Raw genomic sequence first — 16,631 nt, 5'->3', positions numbered from 1 at the left:
GATGAGGGGATGAGAGGGTGCGATCAACCCACGCGGGCGAGAGCGCCGGCGAGTCGCGTCGTCGACCGACCCGGGTGGTAGGGGACGGTCACCGTTCGGCCGCCCCACTCCGCGATGACGCGGGTCTCGGGCAGGTCGTCGGCCGCATAATCGCCGCCCTTGACCCAGATGTCCGGCCGGATGCGCCGCAGTGCCTCGACGGGCGTGCTCTCCTCGAACACGACGACGGCGTCCACGCACTCCAGCGCGAGCAGCAGATCGCGGCGGTCCGCCTCGGTCATGATCGGGCGCTCGGGCCCCTTCAGCCGGCGCACGGAATCGTCGCTGTTGAGACAGACGATGAGGCAGTCACCGAGCGCGCGGGCGGCGGCCAGCGTGCGAGCGTGCCCGGCGTGCAGGAGATCGAAGCAGCCGCCGGTGGCGACCACCGTGCCGCCGCGTGCCCGCACCGCCGCCGCCGCGGCGAGCGCGTCGGACGCACCACCGAGCGGCACGGTCTCCGCCGGCGCGTCCAACCCCGCGACGCCGCCCGCTGCCAGGAACCGGCCCGCCGCCGTCACCGCCTGCGCGGCCGCCTCCGCGGGGTCGCTGCCCGCGGCCAGCGCCCTCGCGAGGGCGCCGCTGAGGCGGTCTCCCGCGCCGCAGGTGTCGGCGGCCGTCACGGGCGTCGCCGGCACGACATGGGGGGCCCTCGGCCCCGCCGCCGAGAGCAGTGCGCCGCGCTCGCCGAGGGTGACGAGCACCGAGGCCACGCCCCAGCGCTCGGCCAGGCGGGCGGCCGCGGCGGCGGCGCCGGCGATTCCCGCGCCCGGTTCTCCGGCCGCGGCCCTCGCCTCTGCGAGGTTCGGGGTGACGACCGCCGCGGAAGGCACCGGATCGGTGCCGCGCGGGTGCGGATCCCAAACGAGCGGCACCCGTCGGGCGGCGCTCTCGAGCGCCGCCCGCAGGCGCGGATCGGCCGTCACGCCGCGTCCGTAGTCGGCCACGACGACGGCGTCGACGGCGTCGAGCGCGGCGAGCATTGCATCGGTGACCAGGGGCGCCGGCGGCGCGTCGCAGTCGTCGTCGAGGCGCACGATCGCATGCCCGGCGGCGCGCACCCGCGTCTTCACGGGCGTCGGCGCCCCCGACGGGCCGGCGACGACGTCGATGCGGCCCCCGCGGCCGCGCGGGCGGGCAAGCAGCTGCCGCACCTCGCCCGCCCGCGCGTCGTCGCCCAGTGCCGTGACGAGGCACACGTCGACGCCGTCGCGCGCGAGCAGCGCCGCGACGAGGCCCGCGCCACCGGGCCGCGCCGCCGTCTCGTGCACCGCGACGACGGGCACCGGCGCGTCCGGGCTCAACCGCTCCGCGCTGCCGGACAGGTCCACATCGAGCAGGACGTCGCCCACCACCGCGATCCTCATGCGTCGGCTCCCTTCGTCGTCGCGCGGGCCGCGGGCCGCGAGGCCGCCGCGTCGTGCGCGCGCACGTGATGGTCGAACACGCGGCACAGCAGGTGCAGCGCCACCAATTGCGCCTCCTGCACCCCCGGCGCCGCGGCGTCGAGCGCGATGTGCGTCTCGCTTGCCTCGCACAGCGGGTTGGGGCCGGCGCCGGTGAGGGCCCACGCCTCGGCGCCCACCTCCCTCGCCGCGTGCGCGGCGCGCACGAGGTTCGGGCTGCGACCGCTCGTCGACATCAGCACGAGCACGTCCCCGGGCCGGGCGTGCGCGTGCACCTGCCGTGCGAACACCTCGTCGTACCCGTAATCGTTACCGATCGCCGTGACGCTCGAGGTGTCGGCGTGCAGAGCGATCGCGGAGAACGGCCGGCGCTCGCCGTCGAAGCGCCCCACGATCTCCGCGGTGAGGTGCTGGGCCTCGGCCGCGGAGCCGCCGTTGCCCGCGGCGAGCAGGCGCTGACCGCGCAGCAGGCGCGAGGCCAGCTCCGTGCCCCACTCCACGATGGCCGGCAGGTGCGCATGCAGCGACGTCATCGCGGCCGCGTGATCGTCGAGGTGGCCCCTCAGCGTGGCCGAGAGGATGTCGTCGGCCCGCCGCAGCGGGGCCGGTCGCAGGTTCGTCATGCGCGGGCACCTCCCATCGCGCGTCGCGGCTCCGCGCGCTCCGGCGCGAGGGCGCGCGAGGCGGCGAGGCCGCGGTACACGCGCTCCGTGTCGGCCGCCACCTTGGACCACGTGTACCGACTGTGGGCGCGGGCGACGCCGGCTCGGCCGAGTTCGCCGCGCAGCTCGGGGTCGTCCAGCAGGGTCTCGATCGCGTCGGCGATCGCGTCCGGGTCGCGCGGAGGCACGTGCATCCCGGTGCGTCCGTGCACGACGGTGTCGATCAGGCCGCCGACCGCCGCGGCGATGACCGGAACCCCGGCGGCCATGGCCTCCAGCGGCACGATGCCGAACGGCTCGTACCACGGCGCGCACACGACCACATCGGCGGAGCGCAGCGCCGCCGGCAGCTCGGCGTGCGGCACCTGCCCGCGGAACGTCACGAGATGCTCGATGCCCTCGGCGCGGGCGCGTTCGCGCAGACGCTGCACGTCGGGATCCCGCATCACCTCCTCCGGCCCGCGCGAGCCGCCCACGATCACGAGCTCGATGTCGTCGCGGCCCGCGGCCGCGAGCCGGGCGAGCGCCGTGATCGTCGACCCGACGCCCTTGCGCGGCACCAGGCGGCCGACGGTCATGATGCGGAAGCGCCGTCCGCGCGGCTCGGCGGGTCCGTCGGGCGTGAACAGGTCGGTGTCGACACCGCACGGCACCACCGCGATCCGGCTGGAGGGCACGCCGAGCGGGATGAGCTCGAACGCCTCGTCGGAGCAGGTGGCGATGACGGTGTCGGCGCGGTGACCGACGCCCGGCTCGAGCGTCTCGCGCTCCGGGGGGCTCGTGTCTTCGGCTCCCTGGTGCCGGCGCTTGACGTTGCCGAGTGCGTGGAACGTGTGGGCGACCGGTGGGCGCGCCCCGCCCAGCCGATCGGCCGCCTCGAGGGCGGCCACACCCGACATCCAGAAGTGGCTGTGCACCACGTCGGGCACATCACGGCGCCAGTGCTCGGCAAGCACGCGGCCGAACTCGGGCATGAAGGGCAGCAACTCGTCCTTGGGCACGGGCGCGGCGGGCCCGGCGTCGACGTGCACGACCTCGACGCCCGGGCACAGCGGCACACGTTCGGGGAGGGCGGGGTCGTCACGCCGCGTGTACACCGTCACCTCGTGTCCGCGCTCGGCGAGCGCGGACGACAGCGCCGCGACGTGCACATTCTGGCCGCCCGCGTCGACGCCTCCCAGCGTCGCGAGTGGGCTGGCGTGCTCGGAGACCATCGAGATCCTCATCGCATGCTCCTTCCGGCATGGGGGAGGGCCGTCGCGCCGGTGCGGCGCGAGTGGTTCTCGACGACGTCGGTGAGGACGTCGTCCCACCGGCGCAGGAACGCCGGGAGGCCGTGGTGCGCGAGGGCGTGGCGTCGCGCACGGCGCCCGTGCTCGGCGGCGAGCTCGGGATCCGCGATGTACTCGGCGATCGCGCGCGCGAGGCGATCGAGGTCGTTGGTGACGACGCCGACCTCGGGCGGCACGGCGGCGGGCGCCTCGGTCGCGGCCAGGGCCACCACGGGCATGCCGAGGTGCATCGCCTCCAGCAGCGCGAGGCCCAGCGACGTCCAGCGGAACGGGTGCACGTACACGCGACGCCGCGCGAGTGCGCTGTGCAGCCGGTCGGTCGGGAGGTCGCCGGCGGGCACCACCGCGGATGCCGCGCGGGGCCCGGCGGTCGCGCTGAGAGCCTCGGGGAGGCTGTCCCCGCCCATCCCGAACACGTCCAGCGGAGCCGCTTGGGCCAGGTGAGGCAACAGATCGGTGCCCGTGATGCGCCAGCGCCGCACGGGCTCGTTGATCACGGCAGCCGCCCGCGCCAGCTCGCCGGTGTACCGAGGCCCGGGGTCCGGCACACCGTGCTCGACGACGAATGTGCGGGCGCGTCCGGTGTCCCAGAAGACGCGGTTGAAGTGCGTCACGTGCACGATCGGAATGCCCGCGTCGGCGAGGGGGTGCAGGGTGCCCGTCGCGTCGGGCTTCGGGGTGTTGTGCTCGAGGAAGAGTGCCGCCACGTCGTGTCCCGGCTCGCGGCCGGTCAGCTCGCGCACGGCGTCCCATTCCTCGGTACGCTGCATCACGACGACGTCGAAGTCCTCGTCGCGCAGCCGTGCGGCGGCCACCTCGCGTGCCTGCGGCCAGTCGCGCCCCGCGATCCCGTGCCACCCGCGCGCATCGTCTCGGGGGATGAGGTATTCGTGAGGTCCACGCACGAACGCGTCGGCGTAACCCCCGTGCACGTGCCAGAGCAGCACCCTCATGCCGTTACCTCCATCTCGTGACGTGCCCCCCGCGGTGCGACTCCGGCGGCGAGGCGCTCGCACGCCGCGACGACGGAGGCGGCATCCACCGACGTCAGGCACGGGTGACCCGGGACAGGGCACTCGCGGGCTCGTGTGTCGCGGCACGCTGCCCGCTGATCGCCCAGCAGCGCGTGCGGCACGCCGTACGGCGCCCAACGGGCGGCGGGCACGACGGGGGAGAACAGGCTCACCACGGGCGTGCCCACGGCGGCCGCGATGTGTGCGGGACCGGTGTTGCCGGTCACCACGACCCGGGCGTGCGCGAGGACGCCGGCGAGCTCGGCGAGCGGTGTCGCGCCGCCGAGGTCGAGGCCGTCATCGCCGGCGACGAAGGCCGTCAGCTCGCGCTCGTCGGGGCTGCCCGTCACGGCCACGTCCCACCCGCGCTCGTGCAGCAGTCGCACGGTCTCGCGGTGCCGCTCGGCGGGCCAGCGCCGGGCGGAAGCCGATGCGCCGGGATGCACGACGACGAGGCGCGGCAGCGCGCCGACCTCTGGCGGCGGTGCGCCGACGCCGGCGATGTCGAGGCGCCCGTCGTCCCCCTCGGGCAGGGCGAAGCCACCCGCTGCCGCGATGGCGAGGGCGCGCTCCGGCTCCGGCAGGTCCTCGGGGAGGTCCTCACCGGGGCGCACCCGAACGTCCAGCAGCGAGCCGGCGAAGTCGACGGAGGCGCCGATGATGCGCGCGACCCCCGACAGCCGCAACGGAACCGCCAGCGGCAACGGCGACTGGTGGAACGAGGTGAGGATGACCGCCACGTCGGGGCGCGCCTCCTCGAGCAGCGACGCGAGCTCGCCCATCCGCTCGGCCGTGACCGGCGGGGCGGACGCCGTGATCCAGGGGCAGTCCCACACGAGCACGCGGTCCACTCCCGGCAGATGACGTGCCGCCTCGGCGCCGATCGAGCTGCAGAGCATCCAGACCTCGTCGATGTCGGGCGACGCCGCGACCGCGCGCACCGCCGGCCCGCACAGCAGCACGTCACCCAGGCTGTCCAGCCGCGCCACGAGCGCCCGCGTCATGCCGTGGTCCCTCCGTCGACCGGCGCGGCCGCGGGCGCGAGGGCTTCGCGCACGGCGGTGTCGAGATCCGGTGCGACGCGCGGCGCCGCGTCGATCTCCTCCAGGCGGGTCACCGGTGTCGGCACGAGCACCGCCCGTGCCCCGGCGGCCGAGGCCGCCTCCACGTCGGCGCCGATGTCGCCGATCATCACGGCCTCCGCGGGCGCCACTCCGAGCCGCGCGCAGGCGTCGAGCACCAGCCCGGGGGCCGGCTTGCGGCACGCGCAGCGGTCCTCGGGGCCGTGCGGGCACCAGCACCAGGCGTCGAAGGGGCCCAGCAGCTCCTCGATCCGCGCGTTCACGGCCGCCACCTGCGCGGGAGTGATCAGGCCGCGCGCCACGCCCGACTGGTTCGAGACCACGCCGATCCGCACCCCGGCCCCGCGTGCCCGCGCGATCGCCGCCTCGGCGGTGGGCATCAGGCGCACGAGCGCGGGATCGCCGTTGTACGGCACGTCCTCCACGAGGGTGCCGTCGCGATCGAACAGCACCGCGCGGATGGGCAAGCGATCCGTGGCCATACCAGAGCACTTCCCACTTCTTCTCCTCGGCAAACGTCTCTTCCCGGGGCTCGTGCCCGCGGCCGCCGTCCTGCGATGCTGGGGTGATGCGCGCGCTGGGATGCCCCGACGGACGACCCGAACTGCTTGCCCTGCGGGCGCTCAAGCTCGGCGACCTGCTCGTGGCGGTGCCGGCGATCCGCGGGCTGCGGCGCGCCTTCCCCGACCACCGGCTGGTGCTCGCGGTGCCCGCGTGGCTGGAGCCCGTCGTCGAGCTCATCGGCGGCGTCGACGCGCTGCTGCCCACTCCCGGGCTCGACGAGCTCCTGCCCCTCGATCCCGGGAGGATCGATGTGGCGGTGAACCTGCACGGCAGCGGCCCCGAGAGCCGCCGGCTGGTCGATGCGCTCGCCGCGAGGGTGCGGATGGTGCACCGGGTGGACGAGATCGACGGCGACGTCGGCGACCCCGCGATGCCGGAGTGGCGCGACGACCTGCACGAGCGGCAGCGCTGGGTGCGCCTCGTCGGCGCCTACGGCGTGGCGGCCGATCCGAACGAGGTGGGGCTGCAGCCCGCGCCGGCGACGGACGGCCTGGAGGCCGCCACCGTGCTGCATGTCGGGGCGGCCTACGGATCGCGGCTCTGGCCGGTGGACCGATTCGCGGCGGTCGCCCGGGCTCTGGCCGACGACGGCCATCGCGTCGTCTTCACCGGCTCGGCCAAGGAGCGGGAGCGTGCCGTGGCCGTGGCCGAGGCGGCGGGCCTCGGCACCCGGGCCGTGCGGGCCGGCGATCTCGACCTGGCACGCTTCGCGGGCGTGATCCAGCGCGCCCGTCTCGTGGTCTCGGCCGACACGGGCGCCGCCCATCTGGCATCCGCCTACGGCACGCCGTCGGTGGTGCTGTTCGGCCCCGCCGCGCCGGAGCACTGGGGGCCGCCGCCCGGACCGCACACCGTGCTGACCGCCGCGCACCTGCGCCGCGGCGACACGTTCGCCGATGAGCCGGATCCGGCGATCCTGGGGGTCTCGGTCGATGACGTCCTGGCGGCCGCCCGGCGGGCGGCGCCCTAGGGGACGCGGATCACGCGGCCCGGCGACGAGCCGGGGGCGGGCCGTGCTGGATGTGGTCGCGCATCGCCGCCAGCGTGCGCGCGAGGATGCGTGACACCTGCATCTGGGTGACCCCCAGCTCGCCGGCGATATCGCTCTGCGTACGCTCCTCGAAGAACCGCAGCTGCACGACGCGCCGATCGCGCGGCGCGAGGGCGCTCATGGCGTCACGGACGACGGCGGCCGATTCGGCCCGCCCGATCTCGTCACGCTCGGAGGGGATGAGTTGCCCCATCGTGAGGTCGCGGTCGGCGCCGACCGGCACGTCGAGCGATGCGGGTTGCAGGTGGTCGCCGCACGCGAGGGCCTCGCGGACCTCGGCCCGCGATTCGCCGAGGTCTGTACACAGCTCCGACGCGGTCGGTTCGCGTCCGAAGCTCTGGGCGAGCCGCGGAGAGGCCTCGCTGATCCGCGCCCGCAGCTCCTGCACCCGGCGCGGCGGCCGGACGAACCAGCCGGCATCGCGCAGGTGGCGCTTGATCTCGCCCGTGATGGTCGGTGCCGCGAACGCCGCGAAGTCGTTGCCCCGTTCCGGGTCGAAGCGCCTGGCCGCCTTGACGAGCCCGATGTACGCCACCTGCACGAGGTCCTCGTCGCGCGAGGCGTTGCGCCGGAAGTACCGCCGCGCCACCGCGCGGGCGAGGTCCATGTGGGCGAGCACCAGCGCATCGGGCGTCGTCTCGGGCGCGATCCCGGCGGATTCCTCTCGGCGCTGGGGAGAAGTCATGCTTCGAGGATCGAAGCGAGTGCGCTTTGTGGAGAGGGGCTTGAATCGGGCGGAGAAGCGCATCATCATGACGCGCGACACGGCCGAATGTCAGACGTCGACGACGTCGAACGCGTCCACCGGGCGGTGCGGGATGGTCGTGGGTGCCTCCAGGTGCACCGCCCCGCTCGGCAGCAGCCCCGCGCCGCCGCGCCGCCGCATCACCCGCCACTGCGCCAGCACGTCCTCGCCGGAGTGTGCGCCGTCGAGCTCGCGCCAGAACTCGAACCCGCCCGCCTCGACGAGCGCCTCGCGGCGGAACATGACGCACCCGCCGATCCACGCCACCTTGTAGGCGAGCCAGCCGCGCTCCGGCAGGTCGACGTCGCGAGCGAGGTGGGCGGGGTTGGCCGCATTGTGCAGCCGCCACCGGTCGAAGGCCGGCGTTCCGCGCCGCACCTCCTCCGGCTGCACGGGGCCGACCCACGGCTCGAACGCCTCGCGCTCGCGCGGCCGATCGTCGTCGAGGTACGACAGGCCCTGCACCGCCATGCCGACGAAGCCGCACTGCAGCTCGACGAGCGCCTCGTGCATCCGCTGCAGCTGCCCCGGTTCGAGCCACACGTCGTCGTCGAGGAGGAGCACCGCATCCGCCGACGAGCGATCGAGCAGGAACTGCCGCTGTTCGGCCATCCCGCGACGCGGCAGGTGCCGGTGGACCTGGACCTCACGCCCCTGCGCCCGCAGCACGCGACGCATCGCCGCGACCGACGGGTGCGAGGGTGCCCCATGGTCCGACTGGTCGCTCACGATGACGCGGAAGGCCGGATCGTCCTGCGCCGCGAGCCCCGCCAGCGTCACGGCCAGCTCGGCCACGCGCCCGGCCGTCGGGATCAGGACGTCGAGAACGGGGTCGGCCGGCGCGGAGGGCGTCGCCCACGCGCCGGCCGTGCGGCGAGACGTCATTCAGCCGCCCGCCACGGCGCTGCTCACATCGGTGGGGGAGTCGAACGAGTCCTGCCCCGCCGACTCGAGCGCCGACACGAGGTCGTCGGGTGCGCCGTTGTCCCGCGCGCGGGCGACGAGATCCTCCTTGCTCACCGGATAGTCGACGCCACCGAGGTACTTCTGCAGCTCGATGGGCGTGGGGTTGTCGGCCATGATGGCTCCTTTCGTGGGGGACTGACGCGGCCATGCTAGGAACCGGGTCCGGCCCCCGGCGTGGGGGTTGACAGCGGTGCCGAAGCGGGCGGAACCGGCCGCGTCCCGCGATGCCACGCCGGGCGTGTCGCGCCGGGTCGAGGCCCGCCGAGGGGACCGCGACACGCCCGGGATGCGGCCCCGGTTTGCCCATCCCGCCACATCGGCGTAATGTTTTCATCTGTCGCCGCCAAGCGGTGAGGTTGAGCCGGAAGGTTCCCATCCCAAGTAGGCGACACAAAACAATCCCGACGAAGCACCTCGCAAGAGGTGGACCCGTCGTGGAGCGAATGCCCCGGAGGGCTGCAGGGGGACCTGCAGGGCTGGGTGCGTCCGATCCTTGAGAACTCAACAGCGTGCACTTGTCAAATGCCAAATAACCTCGTCGTCCCTTCGGGGGCGTGAGATTCCTTTGGATCAAGTAATTGGAAGTCAGTTTTGACATCCGTTTTTGGTCATGATTGAACTCGCTGCAGCGGTGACCGTTTTCCCGGTCTTGTTGTGGCATTCGTTTTTTACGGAGAGTTTGATCCTGGCTCAGGATGAACGCTGGCGGCGTGCTTAACACATGCAAGTCGAACGATGAAGCCGGGGCTTGCTCTGGTGGATTAGTGGCGAACGGGTGAGTAACACGTGAGCAACCTGCCCCTGACTCTGGGATAACAGCCGGAAACGGCTGCTAATACCGGATATGCACCATGAACGCATGTTCTGTGGTGGGAAAGATTTTTCGGTTGGGGATGGGCTCGCGGCCTATCAGCTTGTTGGTGAGGTAATGGCTCACCAAGGCGTCGACGGGTAGCCGGCCTGAGAGGGTGACCGGCCACACTGGGACTGAGACACGGCCCAGACTCCTACGGGAGGCAGCAGTGGGGAATATTGCACAATGGGCGAAAGCCTGATGCAGCAACGCCGCGTGAGGGATGACGGCCTTCGGGTTGTAAACCTCTTTTAGCAGGGAAGAAGCGAGAGTGACGGTACCTGCAGAAAAAGCGCCGGCTAACTACGTGCCAGCAGCCGCGGTAATACGTAGGGCGCAAGCGTTATCCGGAATTATTGGGCGTAAAGAGCTCGTAGGCGGTTTGTCGCGTCTGCTGTGAAAACTGGAGGCTCAACCTCCAGCCTGCAGTGGGTACGGGCAGACTAGAGTGCGGTAGGGGAGATTGGAATTCCTGGTGTAGCGGTGGAATGCGCAGATATCAGGAGGAACACCGATGGCGAAGGCAGATCTCTGGGCCGTAACTGACGCTGAGGAGCGAAAGGGTGGGGAGCGAACAGGCTTAGATACCCTGGTAGTCCACCCCGTAAACGTTGGGAACTAGTTGTGGGGACCTTTCCACGGTTTCCGTGACGCAGCTAACGCATTAAGTTCCCCGCCTGGGGAGTACGGCCGCAAGGCTAAAACTCAAAGGAATTGACGGGGACCCGCACAAGCGGCGGAGCATGCGGATTAATTCGATGCAACGCGAAGAACCTTACCAAGGCTTGACATATACGAGAACGGGCTAGAAATAGTCAACTCTTTGGACACTCGTATACAGGTGGTGCATGGTTGTCGTCAGCTCGTGTCGTGAGATGTTGGGTTAAGTCCCGCAACGAGCGCAACCCTCGTTCTCTGTTGCCAGCACGTAATGGTGGGAACTCAGGGGATACTGCCGGGGTCAACTCGGAGGAAGGTGGGGATGACGTCAAATCATCATGCCCCTTATGTCTTGGGCTTCACGCATGCTACAATGGCCGGTACAAAGGGCTGCAATACCGTGAGGTGGAGCGAATCCCAAAAAGCCGGTCCCAGTTCGGATTGAGGTCTGCAACTCGACCTCATGAAGTCGGAGTCGCTAGTAATCGCAGATCAGCAACGCTGCGGTGAATACGTTCCCGGGTCTTGTACACACCGCCCGTCAAGTCATGAAAGTCGGTAACACCTGAAGCCGGTGGCCTAACCCTTGTGGAGGGAGCCGTCGAAGGTGGGATCGGTAATTAGGACTAAGTCGTAACAAGGTAGCCGTACCGGAAGGTGCGGCTGGATCACCTCCTTTCTAAGGAGCATCTGGCACTCTCGGGTGTCCAGGCGCCAGGTCGAGACCGAATGTGTCTCGCTGGTTAGCTCATGGGTGGAACATTTGACATGCCATCAGCGCGGCTGACTGGTTCTAGTACGTCACTTCGGTGGCTGGAACGGATTGGTTGGGGAGCGGGGTGGCTGCACGCTGTTGGGTCCTGAAGGACCGGGAGCATTTCCTGGGACTTCTGGGCTCGTCCTGAGACCGGTTTCCGGTTGCGGATGAGTGCCGCCCGTACTTTGAGAACTACACAGTGGACGCGAGCATCTTAAAGAAGCGAACATAGAACATTTTTGTTTTATGGCTCATGTGATTTCAAGTCTTTAAGAGCAAACGGTGGATGCCTTGGCATCTGGAGCCGAAGAAGGACGTAGCAATCTGCGATAAGCCTCGGGGAGCTGATAAGCAAGCTTTGATCCGTGGATGTCCGAATGGGGAAACCCCGCCAGGCGTACTTGTGCGACCTGGTGACTCCCGCCTGAATATATAGGGCGGGTAGAGGGAACGTGGGGAAGTGAAACATCTCAGTACCCACAGGAAGAGAAAACAACAGTGATTCCGTGAGTAGTGGCGAGCGAAAGCGGAAGAGGCTAAACCGGGCGTGTGTGATAGCCGGCAGGCGTTGCACGTTCGGGGTTGTGGGACCTACTTGATTCTGCTGCCGCAGGGTCGACGTTACAGAAGCGTATAGACGAACGGTCTTGAATGGCCGGCCAGAGAAGGTGCCAGCCCTGTAGTCGAAATGCGTGTTCTGGCGTGGTGGGGATCCCAAGTAGCACGGGGCCCGAGAAATCCCGTGTGAATCTGTCAGGACCACCTGATAAGCCTAAATACTCCCAGATGACCGATAGCGGACAAGTACCGTGAGGGAAAGGTGAAAAGTACCCCGGGAGGGGAGTGAAATAGTACCTGAAACCGTTTGCTTACAAACCGTCGGAGCCTCCTTAGTAGGGGTGACGGCGTGCCTTTTGAAGAATGAGCCTGCGAGTTAGTGATACGTGGCGAGGTTAACCCGTGTGGGGGAGCCGTAGCGAAAGCGAGTCTGAATAGGGCGATTCAGTCGCGTGTCCTAGACCCGAAGCGAAGTGATCTATCCATGGCCAGGCTGAAGCGACGGTAAGACGTCGTGGAGGGCCGAACCCACTTAGGTTGAAAACTGAGGGGATGAGCTGTGGATAGGGGTGAAAGGCCAATCAAACTTCGTGATAGCTGGTTCTCTCCGAAATGCATTTAGGTGCAGCGTTGCGTGTTTCTTGCCGGAGGTAGAGCTACTGGATGGCCGATGGGCCCTACCAGGTTACTGACGTCAGCCAAACTCCGAATGCCGGTAAGTGAGAGCGCAGCAGTGAGACTGTGGGGGATAAGCTTCATAGTCGAGAGGGAAACAACCCAGATCGCCAACTAAGGTCCCAAAGCGTGTGCTAAGTGGGAAAGGATGTGGAGTTGCTTAGACAACCAGGAGGTTGGCTTAGAAGCAGCCACCCTTGAAAGAGTGCGTAATAGCTCACTGGTCAAGTGATTCCGCGCCGACAATGTAACGGGGCTCAAGCACACCACCGAAGTTGCGGCATTGACACTTTTGGCAGGCCTTCGTGGTCCAGCCGTGTTGATGGGTAGGAGAGCGTCGTGTGGGCGGTGAAGCGGCGGAGTGATCCAGCCGTGGAGGCCACACGAGTGAGAATGCAGGCATGAGTAGCGAATGACGTGTGAGAAACACGTCCTCCGAAAGACCAAGGGTTCCAGGGTCAAGCTAATCTTCCCTGGGTAAGTCGGGACCTAAGGCGAGGCCGACAGGCGTAGTCGATGGACAACGGGTTGATATTCCCGTACCGGCGAAGAACCGCCCCAACCAATCCAGTGGTGCTAAGCGCCCAAAGCCAGTCACTGTCACCTTCGGGTGACGCCGGCTGGTGGAGCGCGCGACCCCATGCTGGTGCGGTTAGCGTATTAACAGGTGTGACGCAGGAAGGTAGCCCAAGCCAGGCGATGGTTGTCCTGGTGCAAGTGCGTAGGCCGAGAGGTAGGCAAATCCGCCTCTCATTCAGGCTGAGACACGATGCGGATAAAAAGTGGGTGATCCTCAGCTGCCGAGAAAAGCATCGACGCGAGGTTCCAGCCGCCCGTACCCCAAACCGACTCAGGTGGTCAGGTAGAGAATACCAAGGAGATCGAGATAATCGTGGTTAAGGAACTCGGCAAAATGCCCCCGTAACTTCGGGAGAAGGGGGGCCCAGCGCGTATTAGGACTTGCTCCGAAAGCGTGTGTGGGCCGCAGAGACCAGTGGGTAGCGACTGTTTATTAAAAACACAGGTCCGTGCCAAGTCGCAAGACGATGTATACGGACTGACGCCTGCCCGGTGCCGGAAGGTTAAGAGGACGGGTTAGCCGCAAGGCGAAGCTCTGAATTTAAGCCCCGGTAAACGGCGGTGGTAACTATAACCATCCTAAGGTAGCGAAATTCCTTGTCGGGTAAGTTCCGACCTGCACGAATGGCGTAACGACTTCCCAACTGTCTCAACCACGAACTCGGCGAAATTGCATTACGAGTAAAGATGCTCGTTACGCGCAGCAGGACGGAAAGACCCCGTGACCTTTACTACAGCTTGGTATTGGTGTTCGGTGTGGCTTGTGTAGGATAGGTGGGAGACTTTGAAGCGGACACGCCAGTGTTCGTGGAGTCGTTGTTGAAATACCACTCTGGTCACTCTGGATGTCTAACTTCGAACCGTGATCCGGTTCAGGGACAGTGCCTGGTGGGTAGTTTAACTGGGGCGGTTGCCTCCCAAAGAGTAACGGAGGCGCCCAAAGGTTCCCTCAACCTGGTTGGCAATCAGGTGGCGAGTGTAAGTGCACAAGGGAGCTTGACTGTGAGACTGACAGGTCGAGCAGGGACGAAAGTCGGGACTAGTGATCCGGCAGTGGCTTGTGGAAGCGCTGTCGCTCAACGGATAAAAGGTACCTCGGGGATAACAGGCTGATCTTGCCCAAGAGTCCATATCGACGGCATGGTTTGGCACCTCGATGTCGGCTCGTCGCATCCTGGGGCTGGAGTAGGTCCCAAGGGTTGGGCTGTTCGCCCATTAAAGCGGTACGCGAGCTGGGTTTAGAACGTCGTGAGACAGTTCGGTCCCTATCCGCTGCGCGCGTAGGAAGTTTGAGAGGATCTGACCCTAGTACGAGAGGACCGGGTTGGACGAACCTCTGGTGTGACAGTTGTCCTGCCAAGGGCACCGCTGTTTGGCTACGTTCGGGATGGATAACCGCTGAAAGCATCTAAGCGGGAAGCCGGCCTCAAGATGAGACTTCCATGCCCCTTGTGGGTGAGAGGCTCCCAGCAGACTACTGGGTTGATAGGCCAGACGTGGAAGCACAGCAATGTGTGTAGCTGACTGGTACTAATAAGCCGACGACTTACAAATCACTCATTCTTTATGCGTGTTCGCGTCCACTATGTGGTTCCCGATGTACGGGCACCACACCAACACAATCTTCGTGTTGATGTGCTGAAACATCGAAAGAGTTTCGGCGGTCATAGCGAGAGGGAAACGCCCGGTCACATTCCGAACCCGGAAGCTAAGCCTCTCAGCGCCGATGGTACTGCAGGGGGGACCCTGTGGGAGAGTAGGACACCGCCGGACACCACTTCACCGGAAGGCCGCCCAACGCAGGGCGGCCTTCCGTCGTTCACACGACAATCCGAGCCCCTTCCGAGAACGCCTCGCGCGTTCCCGCGAGGGGCTCGAGTCGTCTCCGCGGCGCGTTTCTCCCTACACTCGGCGTCATGTCCGTCGACCTTCACCCCCGAAACGTGCTCGTCGCCGACCGCCTGCGCGCCGCAGGGATCCCCGGTGAGATCGTGATCCTGCCCGACGCCGCGTCGACGGCGCGGCTTGCCGCCGAGGCTCTCGGCGTTGACGTCGGAGCGATCGCCAACAGTCTCGTGTTCTGGTGCGACGATCGTCCGCTGCTCGTCATGACGAGCGGTGCCCACCGCGTCGACACGGCGGCGCTTGCGCAGCGGCTCGGGCGCGGCGTGATCCGGCGCGCCACGCCCGATCAGGTGCGAGAGGCCACCGGGCAGGTCATCGGCGGCGTCGCGCCCACCGGGCACCCGGCCCCGATCGAGACGCTCGTCGACGAGCACCTTGCGGCGTATCCGCGGCTGTGGGCGGCCGCGGGCACGGCGCACTCGGTGTTCCCGCTCACGTTCGACGAGCTGGTGCGCCTCACCGGGGGCGCGATCGTCACCGTGGACTGACGCGGCGTCAGCCGAGCAGGGCGTGCGCGATCGAGAAGATGACCAGGCCCGCCAGCGCGCCGACCACCGTGCCGTTGAGACGGATGTACTGAAGGTCGCGGCCCACCATCAGCTCGATCTTCTCGGACGTCTCCTCGGCGTCCCAGCGCTCCACCGTCTCGGTGATCAGCGAGGCGATGTCGTGGCGGTATCGGTCCACGAGGAAGACCGCCGCGTCGGTGATCCACGCGTCCACCCGCGCCTGCAGCGTCGGGTCCGACTGCAGGCGCCGCCCGACGTCGACGAGGGCGTCGCGAGCGCGGGCGCGTAGGGCGCTGTCGGGCTCCTCGAGGGAGCGCACGAGACCCGCCTTCGCGGTGCCCCATGCGGCCGCCGCGAGCTCACGCACCCGAGGGCTGTCGAAGACGGCCTCCTTGGCGTCGGCGAGCTTCCGCCGTGTCTCCGGATCGTGCTGCAGGTTCGTCGCCAGGCGCGTCAGATAGTCGTCGACGGCGCGCCGGGCGGGATGGGACGGGTCGGATCGCACCGCGTCCACGAAGGTGACCGCCTCGCGGTACAGGGTCTCGTCGACGAACCGTTGGGCGAGCGACGGGATCCACGACGGCAGTCGGCGTGAGATGAGGCCGTCGAACGTCGCGCGGTTGCCCGCGAGCCAACCGGCAACGCTGTCCGCGGCGAGGTCGACGGCGGCGCGGTGGGCGTCGGCCTCCACCAGGCGCTCCAGCCACGATCCGACGGGGGCGCCCCAGTCCGGGGCGATGAGGTGCTCGCGGGCGAGCGCCTCGATGACGTCCTGCACCTCGTCGTCGCTGAGCGCGTTGAGCACGCCCGCGGCCATAGCGGCACCCTCGGAGGCGACACGATCGGCATGCGGGGGCTCGGCGAGCCACGCCCCGAGCCGCGCCGAGAGGGGGGTGCCCTCGAGCTTGGTGCGCACGACCGGCGCCGAGAGGAAGTTCGTCTCGACGAACTCGCCGAGCGAGCGGCCGATCTCGTCCTTGCGCGTGCGCACGATGGCGGTGTGCGGGATCGGAAGGCCGAGCGGGCGGCGGAACAGCGCCGTCACGGCGAACCAGTCGGCCAGGGCGCCCACCATGCCGCCCTCGCCCGCGGCACGGACGTAGGCGAGTGCGGGAACGTCGTCCTGCCCGACGAACCCCACGACGAAGAGCGCGGCCGCGGCCAGCAGCGCGCCCAGGGCGACGGCCTTCATGCGGCGTAGCCCCCGGCGCCGCTCGCGATCGGCCGGGGACAGCAGCTCGGTCGGCGTGCGCGTCATGCGGTCATCCTGGCACGCCGGGGCGGGGGTGTCCCTTCTCGCGCTGCGTGTTACGGA

At 68.4% G+C, this 16,631-nt stretch carries 12 protein-coding genes and 3 rRNA genes; 5 read left to right on the top strand and 10 right to left on the bottom strand.

Annotated elements, in window-relative coordinates; genetic code table 11:
* Positions 1–23 precede the first annotated feature (23 nt).
* From N8N77_RS04920 to N8N77_RS04895, 6 genes are read right to left on the bottom strand one after another with little or no spacing between them, the layout of a single operon-like run.
* On the bottom strand, positions 24–1,406 hold the full coding sequence (locus N8N77_RS04920; RefSeq protein ID WP_261165095.1) for a PfkB family carbohydrate kinase: 1,383 nt from the start codon (positions 1,404–1,406) through the stop codon (positions 24–26).
* Positions 1,403–2,068: an SIS domain-containing protein gene (locus N8N77_RS04915; protein WP_261165094.1), complete on the bottom strand. Its 666-nt coding sequence runs from the start codon at positions 2,066–2,068 to the stop codon at positions 1,403–1,405. Before N8N77_RS04915 ends, N8N77_RS04920 begins: the two co-directional genes overlap by 4 nt.
* Entirely contained in the window at positions 2,065–3,333 is a 1,269-nt protein-coding gene (locus tag N8N77_RS04910; RefSeq protein WP_261165093.1) for a glycosyltransferase, read from the bottom strand. Before N8N77_RS04910 ends, N8N77_RS04915 begins: the two co-directional genes overlap by 4 nt.
* Complete coding sequence (locus tag N8N77_RS04905) at positions 3,330–4,352, bottom strand: glycosyltransferase (RefSeq protein ID WP_261165092.1); 1,023 nt, start codon at positions 4,350–4,352, stop codon at positions 3,330–3,332. Before N8N77_RS04905 ends, N8N77_RS04910 begins: the two co-directional genes overlap by 4 nt.
* Positions 4,349–5,416, bottom strand: a complete 1,068-nt coding sequence (locus N8N77_RS04900; protein ID WP_261165091.1) for a glycosyltransferase family 9 protein — start codon at positions 5,414–5,416, stop codon at positions 4,349–4,351. The genes N8N77_RS04905 and N8N77_RS04900 overlap by 4 nt, the downstream gene beginning before the upstream one ends.
* On the bottom strand, positions 5,413–5,976 hold the full coding sequence (locus N8N77_RS04895) for an HAD family hydrolase (protein ID WP_261165090.1): 564 nt from the start codon (positions 5,974–5,976) through the stop codon (positions 5,413–5,415). Before N8N77_RS04895 ends, N8N77_RS04900 begins: the two co-directional genes overlap by 4 nt.
* Positions 5,977–6,062: 86 nt before the next feature.
* On the opposite strand from N8N77_RS04895, the gene N8N77_RS04890 reads away from it, so the two are divergent.
* The gene (locus N8N77_RS04890; RefSeq protein ID WP_261165089.1) at positions 6,063–7,028 is read left to right on the top strand and encodes a glycosyltransferase family 9 protein; all 966 of its coding nucleotides are present in this window, start codon (positions 6,063–6,065) and stop codon (positions 7,026–7,028) included.
* A gap of 10 nt (positions 7,029–7,038) precedes the next feature.
* Here N8N77_RS04890 and N8N77_RS04885 read toward each other — a convergent pair whose 3' ends face one another.
* From N8N77_RS04885 to N8N77_RS04875, 3 genes are all read right to left on the bottom strand, one after another.
* The gene (locus tag N8N77_RS04885) at positions 7,039–7,794 is read right to left on the bottom strand and encodes a sigma-70 family RNA polymerase sigma factor (RefSeq protein ID WP_261165088.1); all 756 of its coding nucleotides are present in this window, start codon (positions 7,792–7,794) and stop codon (positions 7,039–7,041) included.
* Positions 7,795–7,884: 90 nt separating this feature from the next.
* A complete protein-coding gene (locus N8N77_RS04880; RefSeq protein WP_261165087.1) occupies positions 7,885–8,739 on the bottom strand; it encodes a glycosyltransferase family 2 protein in 855 nt (284 codons plus the stop codon).
* Positions 8,740–8,934, bottom strand: a complete 195-nt coding sequence (locus tag N8N77_RS04875) for a DUF2795 domain-containing protein (RefSeq protein WP_261165086.1) — start codon at positions 8,932–8,934, stop codon at positions 8,740–8,742. It abuts the gene before it with no gap.
* A 553-nt stretch (positions 8,935–9,487) separates the two neighbouring features.
* On the opposite strand from N8N77_RS04875, the gene N8N77_RS04870 reads away from it, so the two are divergent.
* From N8N77_RS04870 to N8N77_RS04855, 4 genes are all read left to right on the top strand, one after another.
* Positions 9,488–11,012 (top strand): 16S ribosomal RNA (locus N8N77_RS04870).
* Between the two features lie 337 nt (positions 11,013–11,349).
* Positions 11,350–14,456: ribosomal RNA gene (locus tag N8N77_RS04865) — 23S ribosomal RNA — on the top strand.
* 102 nt (positions 14,457–14,558) lie between these two features.
* Positions 14,559–14,675, top strand: a 5S ribosomal RNA gene (gene rrf / locus N8N77_RS04860).
* Together the 16S, 23S and 5S rRNA genes form the textbook arrangement of a ribosomal RNA operon.
* Before the next feature lie 143 nt (positions 14,676–14,818).
* Complete coding sequence (locus N8N77_RS04855; protein WP_261165085.1) at positions 14,819–15,295, top strand: YbaK/EbsC family protein; 477 nt, start codon at positions 14,819–14,821, stop codon at positions 15,293–15,295.
* Positions 15,296–15,302: 7 nt separating this feature from the next.
* Here N8N77_RS04855 and N8N77_RS04850 read toward each other — a convergent pair whose 3' ends face one another.
* Positions 15,303–16,574: a DUF445 domain-containing protein gene (locus tag N8N77_RS04850; RefSeq protein ID WP_261165084.1), complete on the bottom strand. Its 1,272-nt coding sequence runs from the start codon at positions 16,572–16,574 to the stop codon at positions 15,303–15,305.
* Positions 16,575–16,631: the final 57 nt, after the last annotated feature.

It is taken from the genome of Microbacterium sp. Marseille-Q6965 (assembly GCF_946151065.1).
In the GTDB taxonomy this organism is placed as follows: domain Bacteria; phylum Actinomycetota; class Actinomycetes; order Actinomycetales; family Microbacteriaceae; genus Microbacterium.
Note: the sequence above shows the minus strand (reverse complement) of the source record. Positions and strands in the feature narration are given on the sequence as shown.